Source organism: Mastigocoleus testarum BC008 (assembly GCF_001456025.1).
GTDB lineage: Bacteria > Cyanobacteriota > Cyanobacteriia > Cyanobacteriales > Nostocaceae > Mastigocoleus > Mastigocoleus testarum.
This window is the reverse complement of the sequence record NZ_LMTZ01000107.1, coordinates 24,686-41,635: the sequence shown is the minus strand read 5'-3', so window position 1 is coordinate 41,635 and position 16,950 is coordinate 24,686. Positions and strand designations below refer to the sequence as shown.

The 16,950-nt window shown below is 38.8% G+C and carries 12 protein-coding genes and 1 pseudogene; 1 reads left to right on the top strand and 12 read right to left on the bottom strand.

From position 1 onward, the window contains the following. Positions 1-1,610 precede the first annotated feature (1,610 nt). Together BC008_RS25610 and BC008_RS25605 are read right to left on the bottom strand one after the other, a co-directional pair. Complete coding sequence (locus BC008_RS25610; RefSeq protein ID WP_058184015.1) at positions 1,611-4,166, bottom strand: sialidase family protein; 2,556 nt, start codon at positions 4,164-4,166, stop codon at positions 1,611-1,613. 180 nt (positions 4,167-4,346) lie between these two features. Next, complete coding sequence (locus tag BC008_RS25605) at positions 4,347-4,907, bottom strand: GNAT family N-acetyltransferase (protein WP_058184014.1); 561 nt, start codon at positions 4,905-4,907, stop codon at positions 4,347-4,349. A gap of 270 nt (positions 4,908-5,177) precedes the next feature. Here BC008_RS25605 and BC008_RS25600 point away from each other — a divergent pair, with 270 nt between their 5' ends. Then, positions 5,178-5,441, top strand: a complete 264-nt coding sequence (locus tag BC008_RS25600) for a hypothetical protein (protein ID WP_027845266.1) — start codon at positions 5,178-5,180, stop codon at positions 5,439-5,441. 419 nt (positions 5,442-5,860) lie between these two features. On the opposite strand, the gene BC008_RS25595 is transcribed toward BC008_RS25600, so the two are convergent. The 10 genes and pseudogenes from BC008_RS25595 to BC008_RS25550 all read right to left on the bottom strand — a co-directional run bounded on the left by BC008_RS25595 (position 5,861) and on the right by BC008_RS25550 (position 16,835). Further along, positions 5,861-6,064: a phycobilisome linker polypeptide gene (locus tag BC008_RS25595; RefSeq protein ID WP_027845265.1), complete on the bottom strand. Its 204-nt coding sequence runs from the start codon at positions 6,062-6,064 to the stop codon at positions 5,861-5,863. Positions 6,065-6,288: 224 nt separating this feature from the next. Then, on the bottom strand, positions 6,289-6,774 hold the full coding sequence (apcB, locus tag BC008_RS25590; protein WP_027845264.1) for an allophycocyanin subunit beta: 486 nt from the start codon (positions 6,772-6,774) through the stop codon (positions 6,289-6,291). 69 nt (positions 6,775-6,843) lie between these two features. Further along, positions 6,844-7,329, bottom strand: coding sequence for an allophycocyanin subunit alpha (apcA, locus tag BC008_RS25585; protein ID WP_027845263.1), 486 nt, complete (start codon positions 7,327-7,329; stop codon positions 6,844-6,846). A 926-nt stretch (positions 7,330-8,255) separates the two neighbouring features. Further along, positions 8,256-11,012: pseudogene (locus tag BC008_RS25580) on the bottom strand (phycobilisome rod-core linker polypeptide); the annotation flags it as partial. 385 nt (positions 11,013-11,397) lie between these two features. Next, on the bottom strand, positions 11,398-12,498 hold the full coding sequence (gene pqqE, locus BC008_RS25575) for a pyrroloquinoline quinone biosynthesis protein PqqE (protein ID WP_058184013.1): 1,101 nt from the start codon (positions 12,496-12,498) through the stop codon (positions 11,398-11,400). Between the two features lie 141 nt (positions 12,499-12,639). Next, positions 12,640-12,960, bottom strand: a complete 321-nt coding sequence (gene pqqD, locus BC008_RS25570) for a pyrroloquinoline quinone biosynthesis peptide chaperone PqqD (RefSeq protein WP_058184012.1) — start codon at positions 12,958-12,960, stop codon at positions 12,640-12,642. A gap of 156 nt (positions 12,961-13,116) precedes the next feature. Continuing rightward, positions 13,117-13,578: a hypothetical protein gene (locus BC008_RS25565; protein ID WP_058184011.1), complete on the bottom strand. Its 462-nt coding sequence runs from the start codon at positions 13,576-13,578 to the stop codon at positions 13,117-13,119. 66 nt (positions 13,579-13,644) lie between these two features. Beyond that, a complete protein-coding gene (gene pqqC / locus BC008_RS25560; RefSeq protein ID WP_058184010.1) occupies positions 13,645-14,421 on the bottom strand; it encodes a pyrroloquinoline-quinone synthase PqqC in 777 nt (258 codons plus the stop codon). Positions 14,422-14,473: 52 nt separating this feature from the next. After that, on the bottom strand, positions 14,474-15,478 hold the full coding sequence (gene pqqB, locus BC008_RS25555) for a pyrroloquinoline quinone biosynthesis protein PqqB (RefSeq protein ID WP_027846894.1): 1,005 nt from the start codon (positions 15,476-15,478) through the stop codon (positions 14,474-14,476). Positions 15,479-15,593: 115 nt separating this feature from the next. Beyond that, complete coding sequence (locus BC008_RS25550; RefSeq protein WP_027846436.1) at positions 15,594-16,835, bottom strand: PQQ-dependent sugar dehydrogenase; 1,242 nt, start codon at positions 16,833-16,835, stop codon at positions 15,594-15,596. Between the last annotated feature and the right edge of the window lie 115 nt (positions 16,836-16,950).

Sequence of the window (16,950 nt, the reverse complement as noted above, 5' to 3'; positions counted from 1 at the left end):
TGGCTTTGTAGTAAAAAACATAAATTGAGTTAAAAAAACAAATTAAAAATGTACTTCTGTTTTAAGCAAAACCACACTCGTAAATATGTTGGTAGCAGACAACTAAAAGTTCTTCTCCGTTTAAGGTAAAGCGTGGACTTATCTTACCTCAAGTAGTGAATTTGTAATCTCAAAAAAATAAAAAATTTTAAATCGATTTACTTAGGAATGATTGGATTCCCAAATATCGACTGCTTGAAAATTGTATTAGATTATAATGTTTAAATTTTTTCCAGGATCGCTGCATATTTTCTGGCGTATAAATAAATAAATATGGTTAGTTTTAAGTTGTTTTTGAGGTATCGTGGTGTATTTGCTTATAGGATATTGAATAACACATAAATTTTCATGAGGGATGAGTTTATAGTCATTTACTCTTTGGCCAAAGGCAGCTAACTCATAAATATCTATAGATGATATGATACTAAAAATTTTTAAGTTAAATGTATCTTGTAACTACATAAAGTTGGACTGTAAAATGCTGCACCACATTGTTTAGAAGCTTTATAAACTGAGTTAAACACTTTTCTCAAGATTGTAAATACTTGATTTGATTGAAATATTTAGGTTTGGAATACGATACGCTTATGGCTGTCGACAGATTAACATGATTTATCTCTAGTAATATTTTCCTGTTGACTTTCAGATTTACAATAGCAGTCATCTTTTTTTATTGCTCACTGTTGTAAATTACACGCAAAACAGTAAATAGTTTGGCCAAGTTTAGACAATCATACAGAACTCTAAAAGCGATCTACACAGACAAGTAAAATCTTTGTTCCGAATAAAATTACACTTTAACAAGCAGGATTATAAATTTTTTCATTCAGAATATTATCACAACAGTAATTGGAACAAAATAGAAAAAAAATAGTTATTTTAAAAATTACGCAGAACTGAACATTATGAATGGTTGCAATTAATACCCTTTCGTTAGAGCAAGACATAATTAGTTCTGCCAGAAGCTTGACAAATCAGTCTTAATTTTTAAAAGACAACAAAATGAATTTGATGTTTGGGTATAAAATAGTTAAAAATAATTTGATAATCAAATTAATAATTATTTGACATAACCTGTTTGTGAGAATTCTGAATAAAATGGTAAACACATCACAAAAACTTTACATTTTTGGTTGTTTATCATGATTTATCCGCCTTCGGCGGAAGGCAGAAGTACGTTCAGCTTGCTGCGTGCAAGGGCAGAGGGCAGAAGGAAAAACCTGGTATAAAAACTAAAACTTCTTGCCTATTACTAACGTAACGCTGCGCTAACCGCCACTGGGGTTTAAAACCCCACCGTCTTACGGTGTCCACAATTAGTTGGGGTTTAAATCCCCATCTAATTGAACTTCTGCCTTCTGCCTCCTGCCTTCTGCCTTTTTTAATTATTTGTTCTGTAGTTCGTAGATGCACGCAACCTAATTAGTTATCAGTTATTCAGTTATCAGTTGATACGTTGTGTATATTTACATATGATGCAGTCCTAGCATTTACTAGCCAAATATTTATTACAGCGTTCTCAACCTTCACATATAGGTGTGAGCATCTAGCAATTACAGATCGGCAGCATATTACCTGTGTAAATACAAGGATAATTCTTGCGGTTGACAGCTAAGGGTCTCACCCACCATGATTCCACGACCGGTTAAAGCTGCATAAACTAGGTTTGGGGTTCGCATATCACCTTCTAACCAAGTCAGACCAGGAAATTGTAAGCGTTCGGGATCACTAATTTTTATCCAATTTTTACCCATATTTTCCGACTTATATATCGCATCTTTTGTCGCTCCATTTACTCGTCCGAATATATACATGTAAGGCTGTTGATCAGATTTACCTTTACCAAAGGTAATAAATTCGCAGGTGTCAACAGAAGAGACAGTATTAAAAGTTCTCCCCCCATCCGATGAATGATAAAGCTTATTCCCATTAACATCTTCTGGATTGCGAGCAAAGCTCATCCACACATCGCCCTGTTGAGTGGGGTTAGATACTATGGTTGGACGAATGAGCCAATTAGGAAAACCACTATCAGCGCCTTTACGCCAGTTGAAACCACCGTCGTTACTGTAGAAAAAAGTAGAACCACTAAAGTAATAAAAGGTTTCTCCTTTTGGGTCCTGGCGATCGGCAGCTAAGATATACGAGCTTAACCAGGGCGAAATTGTATTTGACCAAGCTTTAGGCAAGGCTTCGTAATGGGCGCGATCGTTATTTTTCGGATCATAGTCATCTGGTCTTGGTGGATGGTCCAAATTGAAAGCTAGTTTCCAGGTTCTACCACCATCTTTAGTATAGTGAGGCCAAGTTCCCCAAGTTGGAGCCCAAACCATATTTTGGGGGTTGGTTGGAGACATGGCAATTTGACCGCCGATCGCAAATGCTTTGTATTGCTCCGAGCCATCGGATTTCCATACATTTTCTTCAGGTATGGAAGGAAAAGCTGTCCATGTTTTACCGTTATCATTAGTGATACCATGAACTGGCCAATTCCCCTGCCATTGATGAAAACCGACAAAAGCTGCATAATCGGGTTTCTTGTAAGCATAATCCATACCCGTTGCACCGGCGACGTGGGGAAAAGGAGTGGGATAATGCTGCCATTTAGGATTAGCCCATTTAAAATCTGGGTTAATGGGAAGATTAATAGGATTGATTTTGTTATTTGGTACTTGATAACGTTCGACATGACGGAAACCTATGGTGTCATGTACTGCACTCAATAAATCTGCTCCTCCCTCATCCTTAGGTTTGGGTGGAACTCTCACCATATTTGCGTCCAATTCTTCTAAATTTTCCATTAACCATTTGTAGTCAGGAGTAGAAGTTGTAACATCATCGGTTCGTGCAACTCCCCAACCATTAGTCCACCAAACTTGTTTGGGATTACCAGGATCGATAAAAATAGCGGCTGCTCCACTAGAAGCATCCTCATGGTAGTAAGCAGGAGCAGAGGTATTAACATCTTGGGTGAGAGATTTATTTTTGGCACTCATTTCCATGGTTTGCTTACGCCAATTTTTACCGCCGTCCTGGGAACGATAAACATACTTACCCGAAACAGCCATTACTACATTGGGTTGATTTTCTTGGACTGTTACCGATGAGTAAACTTTATCGTTGCCATCTGGGCTAATATCAGTCCATTTTCCTTGTTGATATTTTTTCAAACTTCTAGGTGATTTTTTCCCTTTTTTGCCCCGAGAACCAAAACTAACATACAAAGTACCATCAGATGCCACCACACCTCGTAAAGGATTTTTTTCCCCGACGATATTATTCCAAGATTTTCCTGCATCTCTACTTTGCCACATCCCACTACCATGAACGCCAACATAAATAGTTTGAGTGGGTTGATTGCGACTCCTAGTACTTTGATCGAAGGCGACAAATGTGAAACCAGGAATTTTCTTATTTATTTTTCCATCAGATTTCTTGTACTTTGGTAGACTACTAGGATCCGGTAAACCTCCAGATACTTGCTGCCAATCACTTTTACCATCCCATCGCCACAGTCCATCTCGACGAGATGCAAAATAAACTAAACCTTCCTGGTTTGGATCTGCAGCTAAGCGCTCGCCCGTATCGGAACGATAAGCTTCATTGGGACCAACAAAAATATTTTTACTGCCTAAATTACTGGAACGCCAAGTTTTGCCTCGATTATCGGAGACCATAACTTCGCCAGAATATTTGTACTTTAATTTCCCATTATCGTCAAAGGTTCTGTTACGGCGATTGATTGCAGCATAAACTCTTCCATTCTTTTGGGGATCTATTGCTACGCTTTCAACTCCAACTCCACCTCCAGAAAAGCTGCTATCGAACATATCCATTAGTGGTAACCACCGGTTTTTGTCTCTGTCAAAGCGATAGGCTCCACCAACATCTGTACGAATATAAACATCATAGGGCGCTGATGGAGAAACCACTAAACCTGTGACATAGCCCATTCCCTGAATATTTACACTTCTCCAATGAAAGTTATTTATTGGATTTGATGATGCAGACAATAGGATTGAGTTATTCCAGGCAATCAATATCAGTGCTGTAAATATGCTTAAAAATAAAAAACTAATTCGACGTAATGAATATAGAAAAGTACGAATAAAATTTGATGAATCCATTATTAATCTGTATGTCCAGTATTAGACACAAATCTTTTCAAAGTTATTGACGTTTTTAAAAACTTTAACACCGATCTAAAATATGGTGGATTATTCCTTAGAAGCAATACTTCCTTGGGTTGAGTTGTTGATTAGGTAATTGGTAATTGGTAATGAGATGCAAACAAAGATTGCACCAAATCATACAGGAAATATTTTGTAGATGACCCAATCTAAGACATCACCAGATACAGAAGTTTCCGGTAACTCAGAGAATATCTTACTTCCTAATGACTCAGGTATCTTGCAACTGGGAATATTTCTGCGATCGACAGGATAAATAAAGTACTCAATCTCTATATTTTTTTGCGCCCAATTAACCACCGCACCAATAGCTTCTTTTCCATAACCATTTCCGTGAGCGCTTTTTTTCAGCCAAATTCCTAATTCTGGCGTTTTGATGTTTTTATGACCGTGGAGACCGCAGTTTCCTAAATACTCGTTTGTTTCTTTGGAAAGGATCGCAGACTGAAAATTATAACCAGCTTTCATGCTGGCTCTACTTTGGTTGATGAATTGACGCGTTTCTTCAATGTTTTGTGCAGGTTGAGGAATCATATAACGCGTTATTTCATTATTAAACTCATGAAATATATCTCGAGCGAATTTTTCTGAAATTGGAACTAAACGTAATCTTTCAGACTCGATAACTAACGAAAGTAAGTCTGGAGGTTGAGAAACAAGAAAGTTGAATGCAGTCATGTATCTTTTTCAAAATCGATACAATAAAACAATTGGAAATAAAGCTGACGATGTTAAAAAATATCAAACTTTTAAAATCTTTTCGAAGGTAATATTATCCTCATATTTATTAGAATTGAATATCTTATGCTACTCTCTGTCCCTGGGGTATTACGACATTTCCAAAGCTCAAAATTCTGAGTTTAGTAATATTTTTCTGAGAATATGTTATGCCAATTAGCCCTTACTTACTATTGCTTGTATATGATTTGAGGAACAATCTATTAGTCTATGCCTAAATTTTGGGTAATGGTTATCGGTTTATTCACCGCAATTTTAATGAATGTTTTTACTGGATTCTATAATTTGCGGTGGTCAATGAAAGATGCTGTACCTGCAACATTAATAGTATGTGTTACAGCTTTACTTACAGCCTTACTTGATGATACGATCGCTGAATTATTAGAAATAGAGCAGAAATTTGTTACGGTCCCACTTATATTAATTTTAGTTATTGGTGGACTAACATTATATAAGGAAATTAGGGTTTCATAACTCATTGTTACTCCCTGAGTTAATAGCTACAAGTTAATAGCTAGATGACATGGCTAGAGAAGTTATTTTAGAATCTCAGCGTTCAAAAGTTGACGTCAAAAGTTGAGGAGCTAGAATCTAATTACCTAAAATCTGAGGACCTGGATCTGAGTATTTTAATAATTCAATTTTCTAACGATATAGACTTGCAATACTAGGATTTTGTAGAGACTTGAAATTTTAGGTTGAGCAGTTCTTTCTGTAAAAATATAGATATCATTTGGGAGATAAAAACAAGCAATCTTCTTATAACCATTTGTTGTATTTTGAGTAAAAATCTGACATAACTCTCTTAGGACAAAAAAGAGGTCTCCACTGACCCCTTTGCAACTCCCTTAAAAAAAATATTTAACTTGCATATTTAATTTTCAAAAAATAAATTAGAGTAAACCAGTATTGGTTCCTTGCTTACCTGTAGCTAATTGTACTTTAACAATTTTCCCACCCATTTTTTGAATTCGTTGCTGTTCGCTGAACCAATTTTCATAAGGAACTAACTTAGTAAAAAATGTATTTTGTAATTCGCGTTGGGTACGAGTTCTGGTTTTGCTAGGAACGCAAGCTGTAATTTTAAACATTCGCATGGTGTAAAGTCCCCAAATAATAAGTGGAAAATTGCTTATTTCAAAAATAACAGAGTTTTTCTTTATCTAATTATTCAAAGGCTGGAAATCAAACGTCAATACTAAAGCACCAACACTCATCAATCATCATCTGAAGAAGATAAGCAATATCAGACTTTAACACTCACGGCTGATTTCCAGACCTTAACAAGATTACAACAGCACCTTATTAAGTGCTACAGCTCTTAGCTTAAGCCAGAGCAAATATAGTCGAAGTAAACGCCCATTTCTTTACCCGCGTCAGGACCAACCAAGCTAGCGGTAACTTCTTTCATTGCTTGGATTGCTTGAACGGTAGAACCAACAGGTACACCCAAAGAGTTATAGGTTTCTTTTAAACCGTTAAGTACGCGTTCGTCGAGAATGGAGGGATCACCAGCCAACATTGCATAGGTGGAATAGCGGAGGTAATAATCTAAGTCACGGATACAAGCTGCATAGCGGCGAGTGGTGTACATGTTACCGCCGGGACGAGTAACATCAGAGTACAACAAGGACTTCGCTACTGCTTCTTTAACGATAGCTGCTGCGTTAGCGCTGATAGTGGTTGCAGCACGTACGCGCAACTCACCAGTAGCGAAATAACCTTTGAGCTTATCCATCGCAGAAGAATCAAGGTATTTACCTTGAACGTCTGAAGAATTAATGACAGAGGTAATTGCGTCTTGCATCTTGTCGATTCCTTATTTACAAGCGTTTTGTAATACTGCTTTTTGTGGATAATTTAGGGATGTTTCTGTTTACTGGAGAGCACCAGCTACATAGTCGAAGTAAGAGCCAGCTTCAGCAGCATCTTCTGGAGACATCATACCGGTTGCGACACCTTTCATCGCACGTACACTTTCAGAAACTGCATCAATAGGAGTTCCAAGAGACTTATACATCTCACGTACGCCCACAATTCCAATTTCTTCGATGGGAGTAGTGTCACCTGCAACGATACCGTAGGTAACTAAGCGAAGGTAGTAATCCATGTCCCGCAAGCATGTTGCAGTCATTTCTTGACCGTAAGCATTACCACCAGGAGAAACAACGTCAGGACGCTTTTGGAAGAGCTGGTCGCCAGCTTGCTTAACAATCCGTTCCCGGTTGTCAGTCAACATCTGAGCAATTTGGAGGCGGCGCTGACCGCTGGTAACAAAGCTTTTGATCCGATCTAGTTCGCCGGGGCTGAGATAACGGGCTTCAGCATCCGCATTCACAATAGATTTTGAGACGATACTCATGATTTGGATTCCTCCAATACTAGATAAAACCAGGTTTACTTAAACTGGTGTGAATTTATAGACCAACTGAGCTTCTCATCAATCCCAGACAATATCTGTTTGTAATTGAGATTCACTCAGTAACACTCCCACAGCCCGACATTGGGTAGAACATTTACTTCACAGGGGGCTAAAAGCTTTACCCTGGACAAGTATTAATTGCACCTTTTCACGGGGAGGGCTAAAGAAGCACTAAGCTTTTTTAACTTGTCTTCCTCGGAAATATTTTCGGGCATTGTGATGAGTAAATATGACTGTTTTTAACAGTTTGTAACATTTTCTTTCAGAATTACTATGATACTTGCAGTTTGAGAACTTTGTAAACTCTTGTTGCGATTCCATGAATTTACTCATATCGATCGCTGACAGATTAAATTCAAATTGCAATTCCAACTTAAATTGAAATTTGAATGTTCTGAATTTAGCGAACTCATTAGTGGTTTTATTGTTCAAAATTAAACCTTATGATTGCTGTTTTTATTTCCAAAAATTTCTCCAGTTCTCAAACAAAGCCTTTTGAAAAAAGAAAGATTTTTTCAAAAAAATACTTTTGGCAGGTATCTCCACGTAAATACTGAAGCAATGACATAATTTTATATCATGTCATATTTGTACACATTGGTAATGGGTAATTAGCAATTAGTTAAAGCATATTTTATAACAGATGTTTATCTCAATCGATATAACTATTGACATCGCTTGAGTAAAACAGTTCGCTGATACGCTTATTACCCTTACTTGTTACCCATTACCAGCCAAAATGGTGTTAAAAATGTTCACTAAGCCAAAAACAAAAGCGTTTAAGCAAGAACAATAAAGTTTAAAATCTTACTCTGCTTAAAATCTTATTCTGCTTGGTTTACGCGACCAATATAATTACCTTCTTGTTGGGTATTCATATTTGCAATCGCTAATCCCATCATTGGCATTTGTGCTACATCCATCTTGGTTTTAACTGGCTCAAAACTCGGTACAACCACATCATCGTTCTGTTTGGTGAGTTGGTTATACAACCTTTGAGTATTGGGGAAGTTTGCCGCAGGAAGGGTCGGAAAACGACGATAAGGAACCGTATCTTCGTTAAATACTTCAGCATACTCCATAGTATTAAGCATAGCTCTAATAAAGGCACGAATACCCTGAGTAGCTAAAATTTGATTGTATTTACGAATTTCTTCTTGGTTTAAGGGTGCACGTCCGAGGAAGTGCTTGGTTCCCAATTCAATCACCTTGGTGTTGGGATATGGGGTGTAAAATTCTTTTAAGTAAAGGCTAGAACAACCCAAACCTTCTATGAATTCCTTGACTGTAATTTCACCGTTACCCAACTTACTTTCTAGATTCTTGAATTCCGCCGAAGAAGTGATGTAAGGTTCAACATCGCGTTCAAAAATCTGACGGTATGCAGCACGAATCGCATTTTTAACTGCGACCTTATCGTTCAGACCCGCAACTAACTTAAAGATTTTTGTTTGTTCCCGTTGTTTGGATACACCCTGGTTAATCCGGAATTGGATATCTGGTTCGCCCCGTTTATCAGCAACTGCACCCAATTCCACAAAGCGAGGTGTAACTTCTTTCACAACTTTGGGACCAATGTCAGGACGCATGCTACCGGGACGCATTTTCCGTAGTGCTAAACCCCCAGGTGTTAAATACCGTTCATAAGGAACCGTATCTTCACCAAATGCTTCGCTGTATTCCGTGCTGTCAAGAATTGCGTCAACTACAGCATAGAAACCTTTCTTTGCTGCTATATCAAAGTATTTGTTAGTTTCTTGACGCCCATAGGTGGGACGACCTAACAAACGACGATGAATATACTCGATCGCTTTCATTACATACAGCGATGTCCAGTACATCTTGCGGAAAACATCAGATTTTGCCAAAATACGGATGAATTCCCGTACAGAAATATCACCGTTTTCCAGTTTTATTTCTGCGACTTTTTGTCGTTGACCGTCATAAACATCACGTCCAAATACTTGTAGATAAGCACCTCTAATTACAGCCTGGGTAGAAATCTCGCTGTACTGAACACTTCTGGCTTTACTACCTGTACCGGGAAGTTGGTCTAAGCGGAATATTTTCTTTGCACCTAAAGAACCTGGGAACTCACCTCTAGCTCCGGGGTTACTATTTTGATTATTAGTTGGTGGTCCTTGGTGAATTAAGAGGCGCTTAGTATCCTTACCAAAGAAAGCCGGACTAGTGCTGGGATTGCGAGTTTCTTTGGAGAAAATAGCTCCAAACTGGATTTCTAATGGATCGTTTCCAGAACCATAAGGATGTTGGTCTGGTAATGGTTGGTTATAAGCCGCGAATGTGGTGATAAACTGGGGAATTTTCCGGAATGGTGCGCTGTAATTCAACAGATCTTGTTGCGGTCCCCAATTGCGACATTCTTGGGCTTCTTGACCCAAACCGCGAAGATAGGGTACTGTTTCTTCACCAAAATAATCGGAATATTCTTGAGAATCTACCAAAGCATCAATTAATGCTGGCAAACCACCCTTAGAAATAATGTCAAAGTATTTTTGTACTTCTTCACGAGAACTAGGACCGCGACCAAGGATATGGCGGAAAGCCAGTTCTAGAGCTCTACTATTAATGAAAGGTTCGTAAAATTGCTTGCGGTATAAAGGAGATTTACCAAGACGACGGACAAACTCTTTCATTGAGATGTCGCCATTTTTGACTTGGGATTCTAAATAAGAAATCGACTGACCGTAAGCACGGGTGATATCTCGTTCGAAAATCTGTCGATATGCAGCTTTGACTACATCAATTTTCTCACTCACAGATAAACCGGGCTTCATGACAAATTTGGGCCGGCGTTCTGCTGCGTTAAAGTAAATTTGAGGTAGTTCTAAGCCTTGTTGGTCAACGCTATCACGCTGGCGCACTTTATTTGAAGGGGTGGGTGCTTTGAATTCTCCAATCAAAACATCCATATATTGGGATATAATTTCCGTCGCTTCTGGGTCTTGACGGAAATAAGATAAAGAAGCGGCTTTTATTTCCTGTAATGCTACTAAAGTTGCATCTGTAGAACAGGCGTTCTCAATAATCTCTCGCAAACCCCTGGTATTTACAACCAAAATATTGGGGTCGCCAGCAACTATTGCGTAAGTACCATAACGTAAAAACCACGACAAGTCCCGCAAACTTTTAGCCATGTTGCTAGGACCATAACGAGTAACGTTAATGGGTCTAAAACCTGCTGGTGTTGGGCCACTAGGAGTATTAAAAATTGAGCGTAAATTTTCTAAAAACCCACCTCGCGTTTCCACGTAGGTAACGGTTCCTAATTCCATTTCTCTTTTGACATCCATTCCAGAACCAGTGGCAGCCATTGCCATTTCCGGCTCTGGTTCCCTAGGCTTTTCCAAAAAAGCCATTGGCGAACCACCAACAAAAATTCGATTGGCAGCCCGAGAGACAATTATCTCAGAATTATCTGTCAAAACTTTGGCAATTTCCAGCCGTTTTGCACCAGAAGCAAAATAAGTGCTTAACTCACTTAATTCCGCTCTTTCGAGAAAACGGTCTTGCTGTTCTGCTTGGGTAATTGTTGCCAAAGCTACAGTTTGATATAGTTGCGGACGCGCAACTGAGCTTCCACCACTTGCCTTAACACTCATCGGATTTGTAAAACTCCCATCATATTTTTCCTGTGTTAAGCCTGGATTTTTTTTGGGCTGGATACAAGGACTGCGCTACCGCTTTCCGAGTGTTGCCTTCCAGACTGCAAAAAAATAACCCAGTAGCTTTTAGATTAAAACTTTTTGAGATCTATCAGGGTCTTTATTAAGAATTATGTAGGTATTAAAATGAATCACGGTCTAATTTTGGGATGCTTCACATTTAAATTTTCCAACTTATCTGAGAAAAAGTCTAAATTTTGTGAGTAATGTTTGCAAATCTTCAATTTTCGAGGTTGGGGATTAGCGACTGGGGACTGGGGATTGGGGATTAAATATTAAGTATTAGTTGAAGATAAAGTAGCAAAAATAACTTTATCATGATTTATTTTCGACGATATATTAGAGAAGAATTTTGTTCTAACTGTGTACGGTTACGAACAGCGACAATGCGATCGTGATGGGGTGAGAGGTGACAAACTGGATCGGTTGCATTTTCATCTTGTGCGATCGCAAAAGCCTGACAGCGACAACCACCTCGATCAAGTTCTCGCCTTAGGACACCTTTTTCATTTGTAAGTTCGCAACTTTGACAAGGTTCAGGTATCCAGTCATCACCACGAAAACGGTTGAAAGCTGGAGATTCGTACCAAATCCATTCCAAAGAATGTTCGCGGATATTGGCGAATTCTAAACTTGGGATAATACTTGCGGCTTGACAGGGTAATCCATCTCCATTGGGTGTTACTACAATAGTGCGTTCTCCCCAACCTCCCATACAGGGTTTGGGATATTCTGCATAGTAATCGGGAATCACATAAATGATACCCATAGGGATTTTATTGCGCTTTCGAGCTGCAGTCACTGCTTGTTGAGCTTTTTGAAGTTGTTCGCGACTGGGTAATAAAGCTGCACGATTTTTAAAAGCCCAACCATAGTATTGAGTATTTGCTAGCTCTACACGATCTGCTTGTAATGTTTCGGCTAATGTGAGAATTTCTTCTATTCTGTCTAAATTTTGACTGTGAAGGACAAAATTAAGGGTTAGGGGAAATCCTAATTCCTTAACTAGGCGTGCAGCAATAATTTTTTGTTCGAAAGAGGTAATACCTGCGATTCGATCTGATTCAGGAGCGTGGCTATCTTGAATGCTGATTTGGATGTGATCTAAACCTAGTTCGCGGAGTTTTGTAGCTCGCGATCGCGTCAGTAGGGTTGCAGCAGTTACCAGGGTGGTATATAGTCCCAAACTTGCGGCTTTTTCAACCAAGATTTCTAAGTCTTGACGCAGTAATGGTTCTCCACCTGAAAGTCCGAGTTGTAGTACCCCTAAACTTCTTGCTTGCTCAATAACCTGCAACCATTGATTTGTATCTAGTTCTTGACGATATTTACTACTACCCCAATCTATGGGATTGGAACAGTAGGGACAAGCTAAAGGACAACGGTAGGTTAGTTCCGCAACCAAGCTGAATGGTCTATTCATGACGATGAGGAGGTGTGTGGGAGGTGTGGGAAGTGTGGGAAGTTGGGAAGTGTGGGAAGTGTGGGAGGTGTGGGAAGTGTGGGAGGTGTGGGAAGTGTGGGAAGTTTTAAATGATTAAAGGCTGCTATTTATTTCTATAGATTATTTGGCTTTTGATTTATTGCTCTCAAACCTAATTAATCCTCTTGCAGCAAGTTGGGATAAGAAAAGATTTACATCTGCATCAAGATTAGATGATGGATATTTCATGGTTAATGCTGCAATAATCTCACTTACGGTGTAGTTTTCACTTACGGTGTGGCGTTCGCAATTGCAAAGCTCCAAGATTGCTAGTGCTGTTTTATTTAGTACCAGAGTACCTTCAGGAAATAACAGGAATGATTGTTGTCTCACTTCATCCCAAAATAAACGCACTCCTGGAGCTAAATAAGGACAAGTGTCTGAATAGATTTTTATGAACATTTTGAAAATTAAATATTTTGGAAATTAAACATTTTGAAAATTAAACATTTTAAAAATTCGTTTATTTTATCTGTGGGGTTGGTAATTGGTAATTGGTAATGAGTAATTGGTAATTGTGATATCGATACCACCACTAGATATTCGAATGTTCGGGTTTTATTGTGACTGTTGCGTATTGACTCTATCGAGTGCAACTTGAAGTAATAAAGCTGTTCCTAAACCCCAAGCACCATTGAGCATTAATCCTGTTGCAATTCTTTTGATTTCCCAACCTCCAGCAAACGGCATACCTTTGAGGGGTGAAACAATAAATAAGAATACAGCAGTCGGAGCAACTGCTCCAAATAATAATGCAGTTAACCAATAAGATAATTTGTTGCGTAAAGGAAAAGTCAGAGCGGCTAATATAACACCCCAAACACCACCCCAAAATGATATTGATAAGATTACAGGGATCCCAAAAGGTTGAGTTGGGTTTGTTCGGTAAGGGGTAGCTTCAATAAAGTTAATCAAATTTAAAAGAGCTAACATTCCCTGATGAAACAGAATCACCGAAATAAATCCCGCTACAAAAGCGAAAAATAAACGTAAAATCTGATTCTGATGTCGATCTAACATTGGACTTAATTTTAGATTTTTAGTAATTAGATTTTTAGTAATCAGATTTTTAGTAATCAGATTTTCCTAGTCATTAATAATTGGACGCGTTTCACCTCGTTCAATTGCTTCCAATTGACTCCATAAGAGATCGCATTTAAAAGCTAAAGCTTCCACTGCTCGTTGCTGCATCTCAACTGTCTGACAGCGTTGTAAAACTAAATTTAATGCATAGCTTGCATCTTGTGGTGCTTGCTTTAATCGCACTCGAAAATAATCAAACCCAGCTTTGTCAATCCAAGGATAGTGTTTTTCTAAAGCAATCAGGCGATCGCGAATAGCATCAGGACCAAATAATTCTGTCAAGGAAGATGCTACAGCTTCGATCCAAGGTTTTGTTCTGCAAAAGTTAACGTAAGCATCAACCGCATAACGAACACCTGGTAATACTGCTTGTCCTTTCAGCATTTTTTCCCTCTCAAGTCCGACAGCTTCTCCAAGTTTCAGCCAAGCTTCGATTCCACCTTCCGAACCGGTACGTCCATCATGATCGATAATACGGCTAATCCATTCCCGACGTATATCCCGCTCGGGACAGTTTGATAAAATTGCTGCATCTTTTAAAGGTATACTTTGCTGATAATAAAAACGATTAAGTACCCAGCGTCGAACTTCTTCTGGATTTAGTTGTCCTGCATTCATACGTTGATGAAAAGGATGGAGATGGTGATAACGGCGATGTTGAGCGCGTAAATTGGCTTCAAATTCTTCTTTCGTCCAAGGTTGTTGGAGAATTTTTTCTGAAATATTTGAATCTGAAGTATTTGAATCTGAAATAGATGATAGTGGTGTTTGTAGTGACATAAATTTTTATAAGGGAACGGGGAACAGGGAACAGGGAAAATTTTTTCTAGATTTATATTTCTAAAGTCAGTCCGTCATAACCAATTTCAATACCTGCATCTTCTACTATCTGACGTTCGGATGAATTGGGAATCAAAATCGGGTTGGTATTATTTATATGAACTAATATTTTCCGTGGCTTTGAAGATTGCGATATTTTAGATTCGTCAGATTTTAATTTAGCAAGTTTCGTAATGCAACCATCATCACCAGAGAGTGGTAAATGTCCCATATCAAGAGCGGTACGAGAACCTATTCCCAATGATGGAAGTTCTTCATTTTGCCAAAAAGTACCATCGACTAAAATACAATCACTGTTTGCAAAGCGTTCTTGTAAAGAATCATTCCATTTTCCAAGTCCTGGAGTATAGGTCAGTACACCGCCAGTTTTACGGTCACGAAATGTTAAACCAATACCCCATATTTTAGGTTCATTATTTTTTTGACCTTCTTTAGTTTTTTTACTTTCTTGGTTCTCTTCACCCCCCTTAGTTTTTTGCATATATTTGGGAGGTTTAGTAGATAAGGGGAACACCTCAACATCTAGATCGGGAGAATCGGAGTTGATTGGTGTGAGACTTTCTCCTGGTTTGAGGGGAAACCATTCTACACCGCAGTAGTTTTGTAAAGTAGAAAAAAGTGGGTAACCAGTTGTTAGTGCGCGTTTAACAGAATCTGTACTGTAGACTTTTAAAGGTTGGGCGGACTCCCGCAATAGAATTAATCCGGTAGTATGGTCAATCTCACCATCGGTAAGTATGATTCCAGCAACAGGATTGGAACGCTTACTTTCGTTTAATGAAAGTTCAGTTGCTTCTGTTCGTAACATTTCCAATTGCTGACGTATATCAGGGGAAGCATTGATTAAAAACCAGGGACCATTATCAGACCTAACTGCGATCGAAGATTGCGTTAAACTTTTTGCTTCACTCCTACGTGCTTTCTGACAACCAGGACAATTACAATTCCATTGAGGAAATCCTCCTCCTGCTCCTGCACCCAAAATTTTGACTAGCATAGGATTGGTAATGGGTAATGGGTAATGGGTAATGGGTGATTAGTAATTGGTAATTATTTATTATTTCTTACTTCTTGTTTCTTACTCCTTACTTTTACTTCTTACTCCTTACTTCTTATTTATTTTCAAGGCGAATTAATTCTCCATCAGTCTGATCTGTCAATATATATAAAAAGCCGTCGGGACCTTGACGAACATCGCGCACGCGCTGACCAATATCAATAGATTTTTGGCTGACAACATTACCTTTCTCATCTAAATCAATGTGACGAACATCGCGAGATACTAATCCTCCTGCAAATAAGTCGCCTTCCCATTCTTTGAAGCGATTAGCTCGTTGAGCATCCGCGGAGCGAACGCCATTATAAAAAGCTAGTCCTGAAGGTGCGGTTGCAGGTGTCCAAACTATTTTTGGATCTTCCATCCCAGGACGAGACCGTTCCTGAGAAATCTCTCCTCCAGTATATTCCTTACTGTGGGTAACTACTGGCCATCCATAATTTTTCCCTGCTTCTACTAAATTTAGTTCGTCACCACCTCTTGCACCATGTTCTGTTGACCAAACTCTGTTGTTAACTGGATCGTAAGCAAGTCCCTGGATATTACGATGTCCGTAACTCCATATTGCAGGAGAAGCATTTGCAGTTTTTGCAAAAGGATTATCTTTGGGAATGGAACCATCATCGTTAAGGCGTAAAACTTTACCAAGATGACTGTTTCGATTTTGAGCTTGTTTGCGAATGAAATCGCCTTCTAGTCTAACTGGTGGGTTACCCCCATCACCAATTGCTAGCAACATGGTGCGATCAGGTAACCAAATAATACGCGATCCAAAGTGCTGTCCGCCTGACTTCGGTTGGGAGACTTCAAAGATTACTCGTACGTCACCTAATGTTTTACCATCAAATGTTGCTCTTGCAAGTCGGGTTCGATTGGCGTTATTACTTCCGTGAGAGTACGTGAGGTAAACATAACGATTTTTGGCGAAGTCTGGATGTAGCGAAATTTCCATCAATCCGCCCTGATTCACCGCAAATACTTCGGGAAGACCACCAACTGGGTTTGGATCGAGTTTTCCATCGCGTACAATACGAAGTCGCCCTGGTCTTTCTGTAATTAGCATAGCTCCATCTGGTAACCATGCCATACTCCAAGGGTGTTCTAAACCTTTAATTAAGGTTGTTTTTTGGAAGTTTTGAGTAGCAGTATTGGTACTTGCAACATTGGTACTCGATTCAGAATTTACTGATGAATTTTCATTTTCAGCAGCAGTGGAAGTATTGGGTACATTTTCGCAACCAACAGCAAACAAAGCGATAGCTATTATTCCAATAAACCACTTTAAAGGAGCCAACACACTCCCACCCCCTCATCAATAATTATTTTTATAGCCATTTGGAATGGGTTCCAGGCTATTTAAGCATATTTAAGTTTTAAATCTAGTCCTGATCGGATTTAGAAAAAACTTTCTT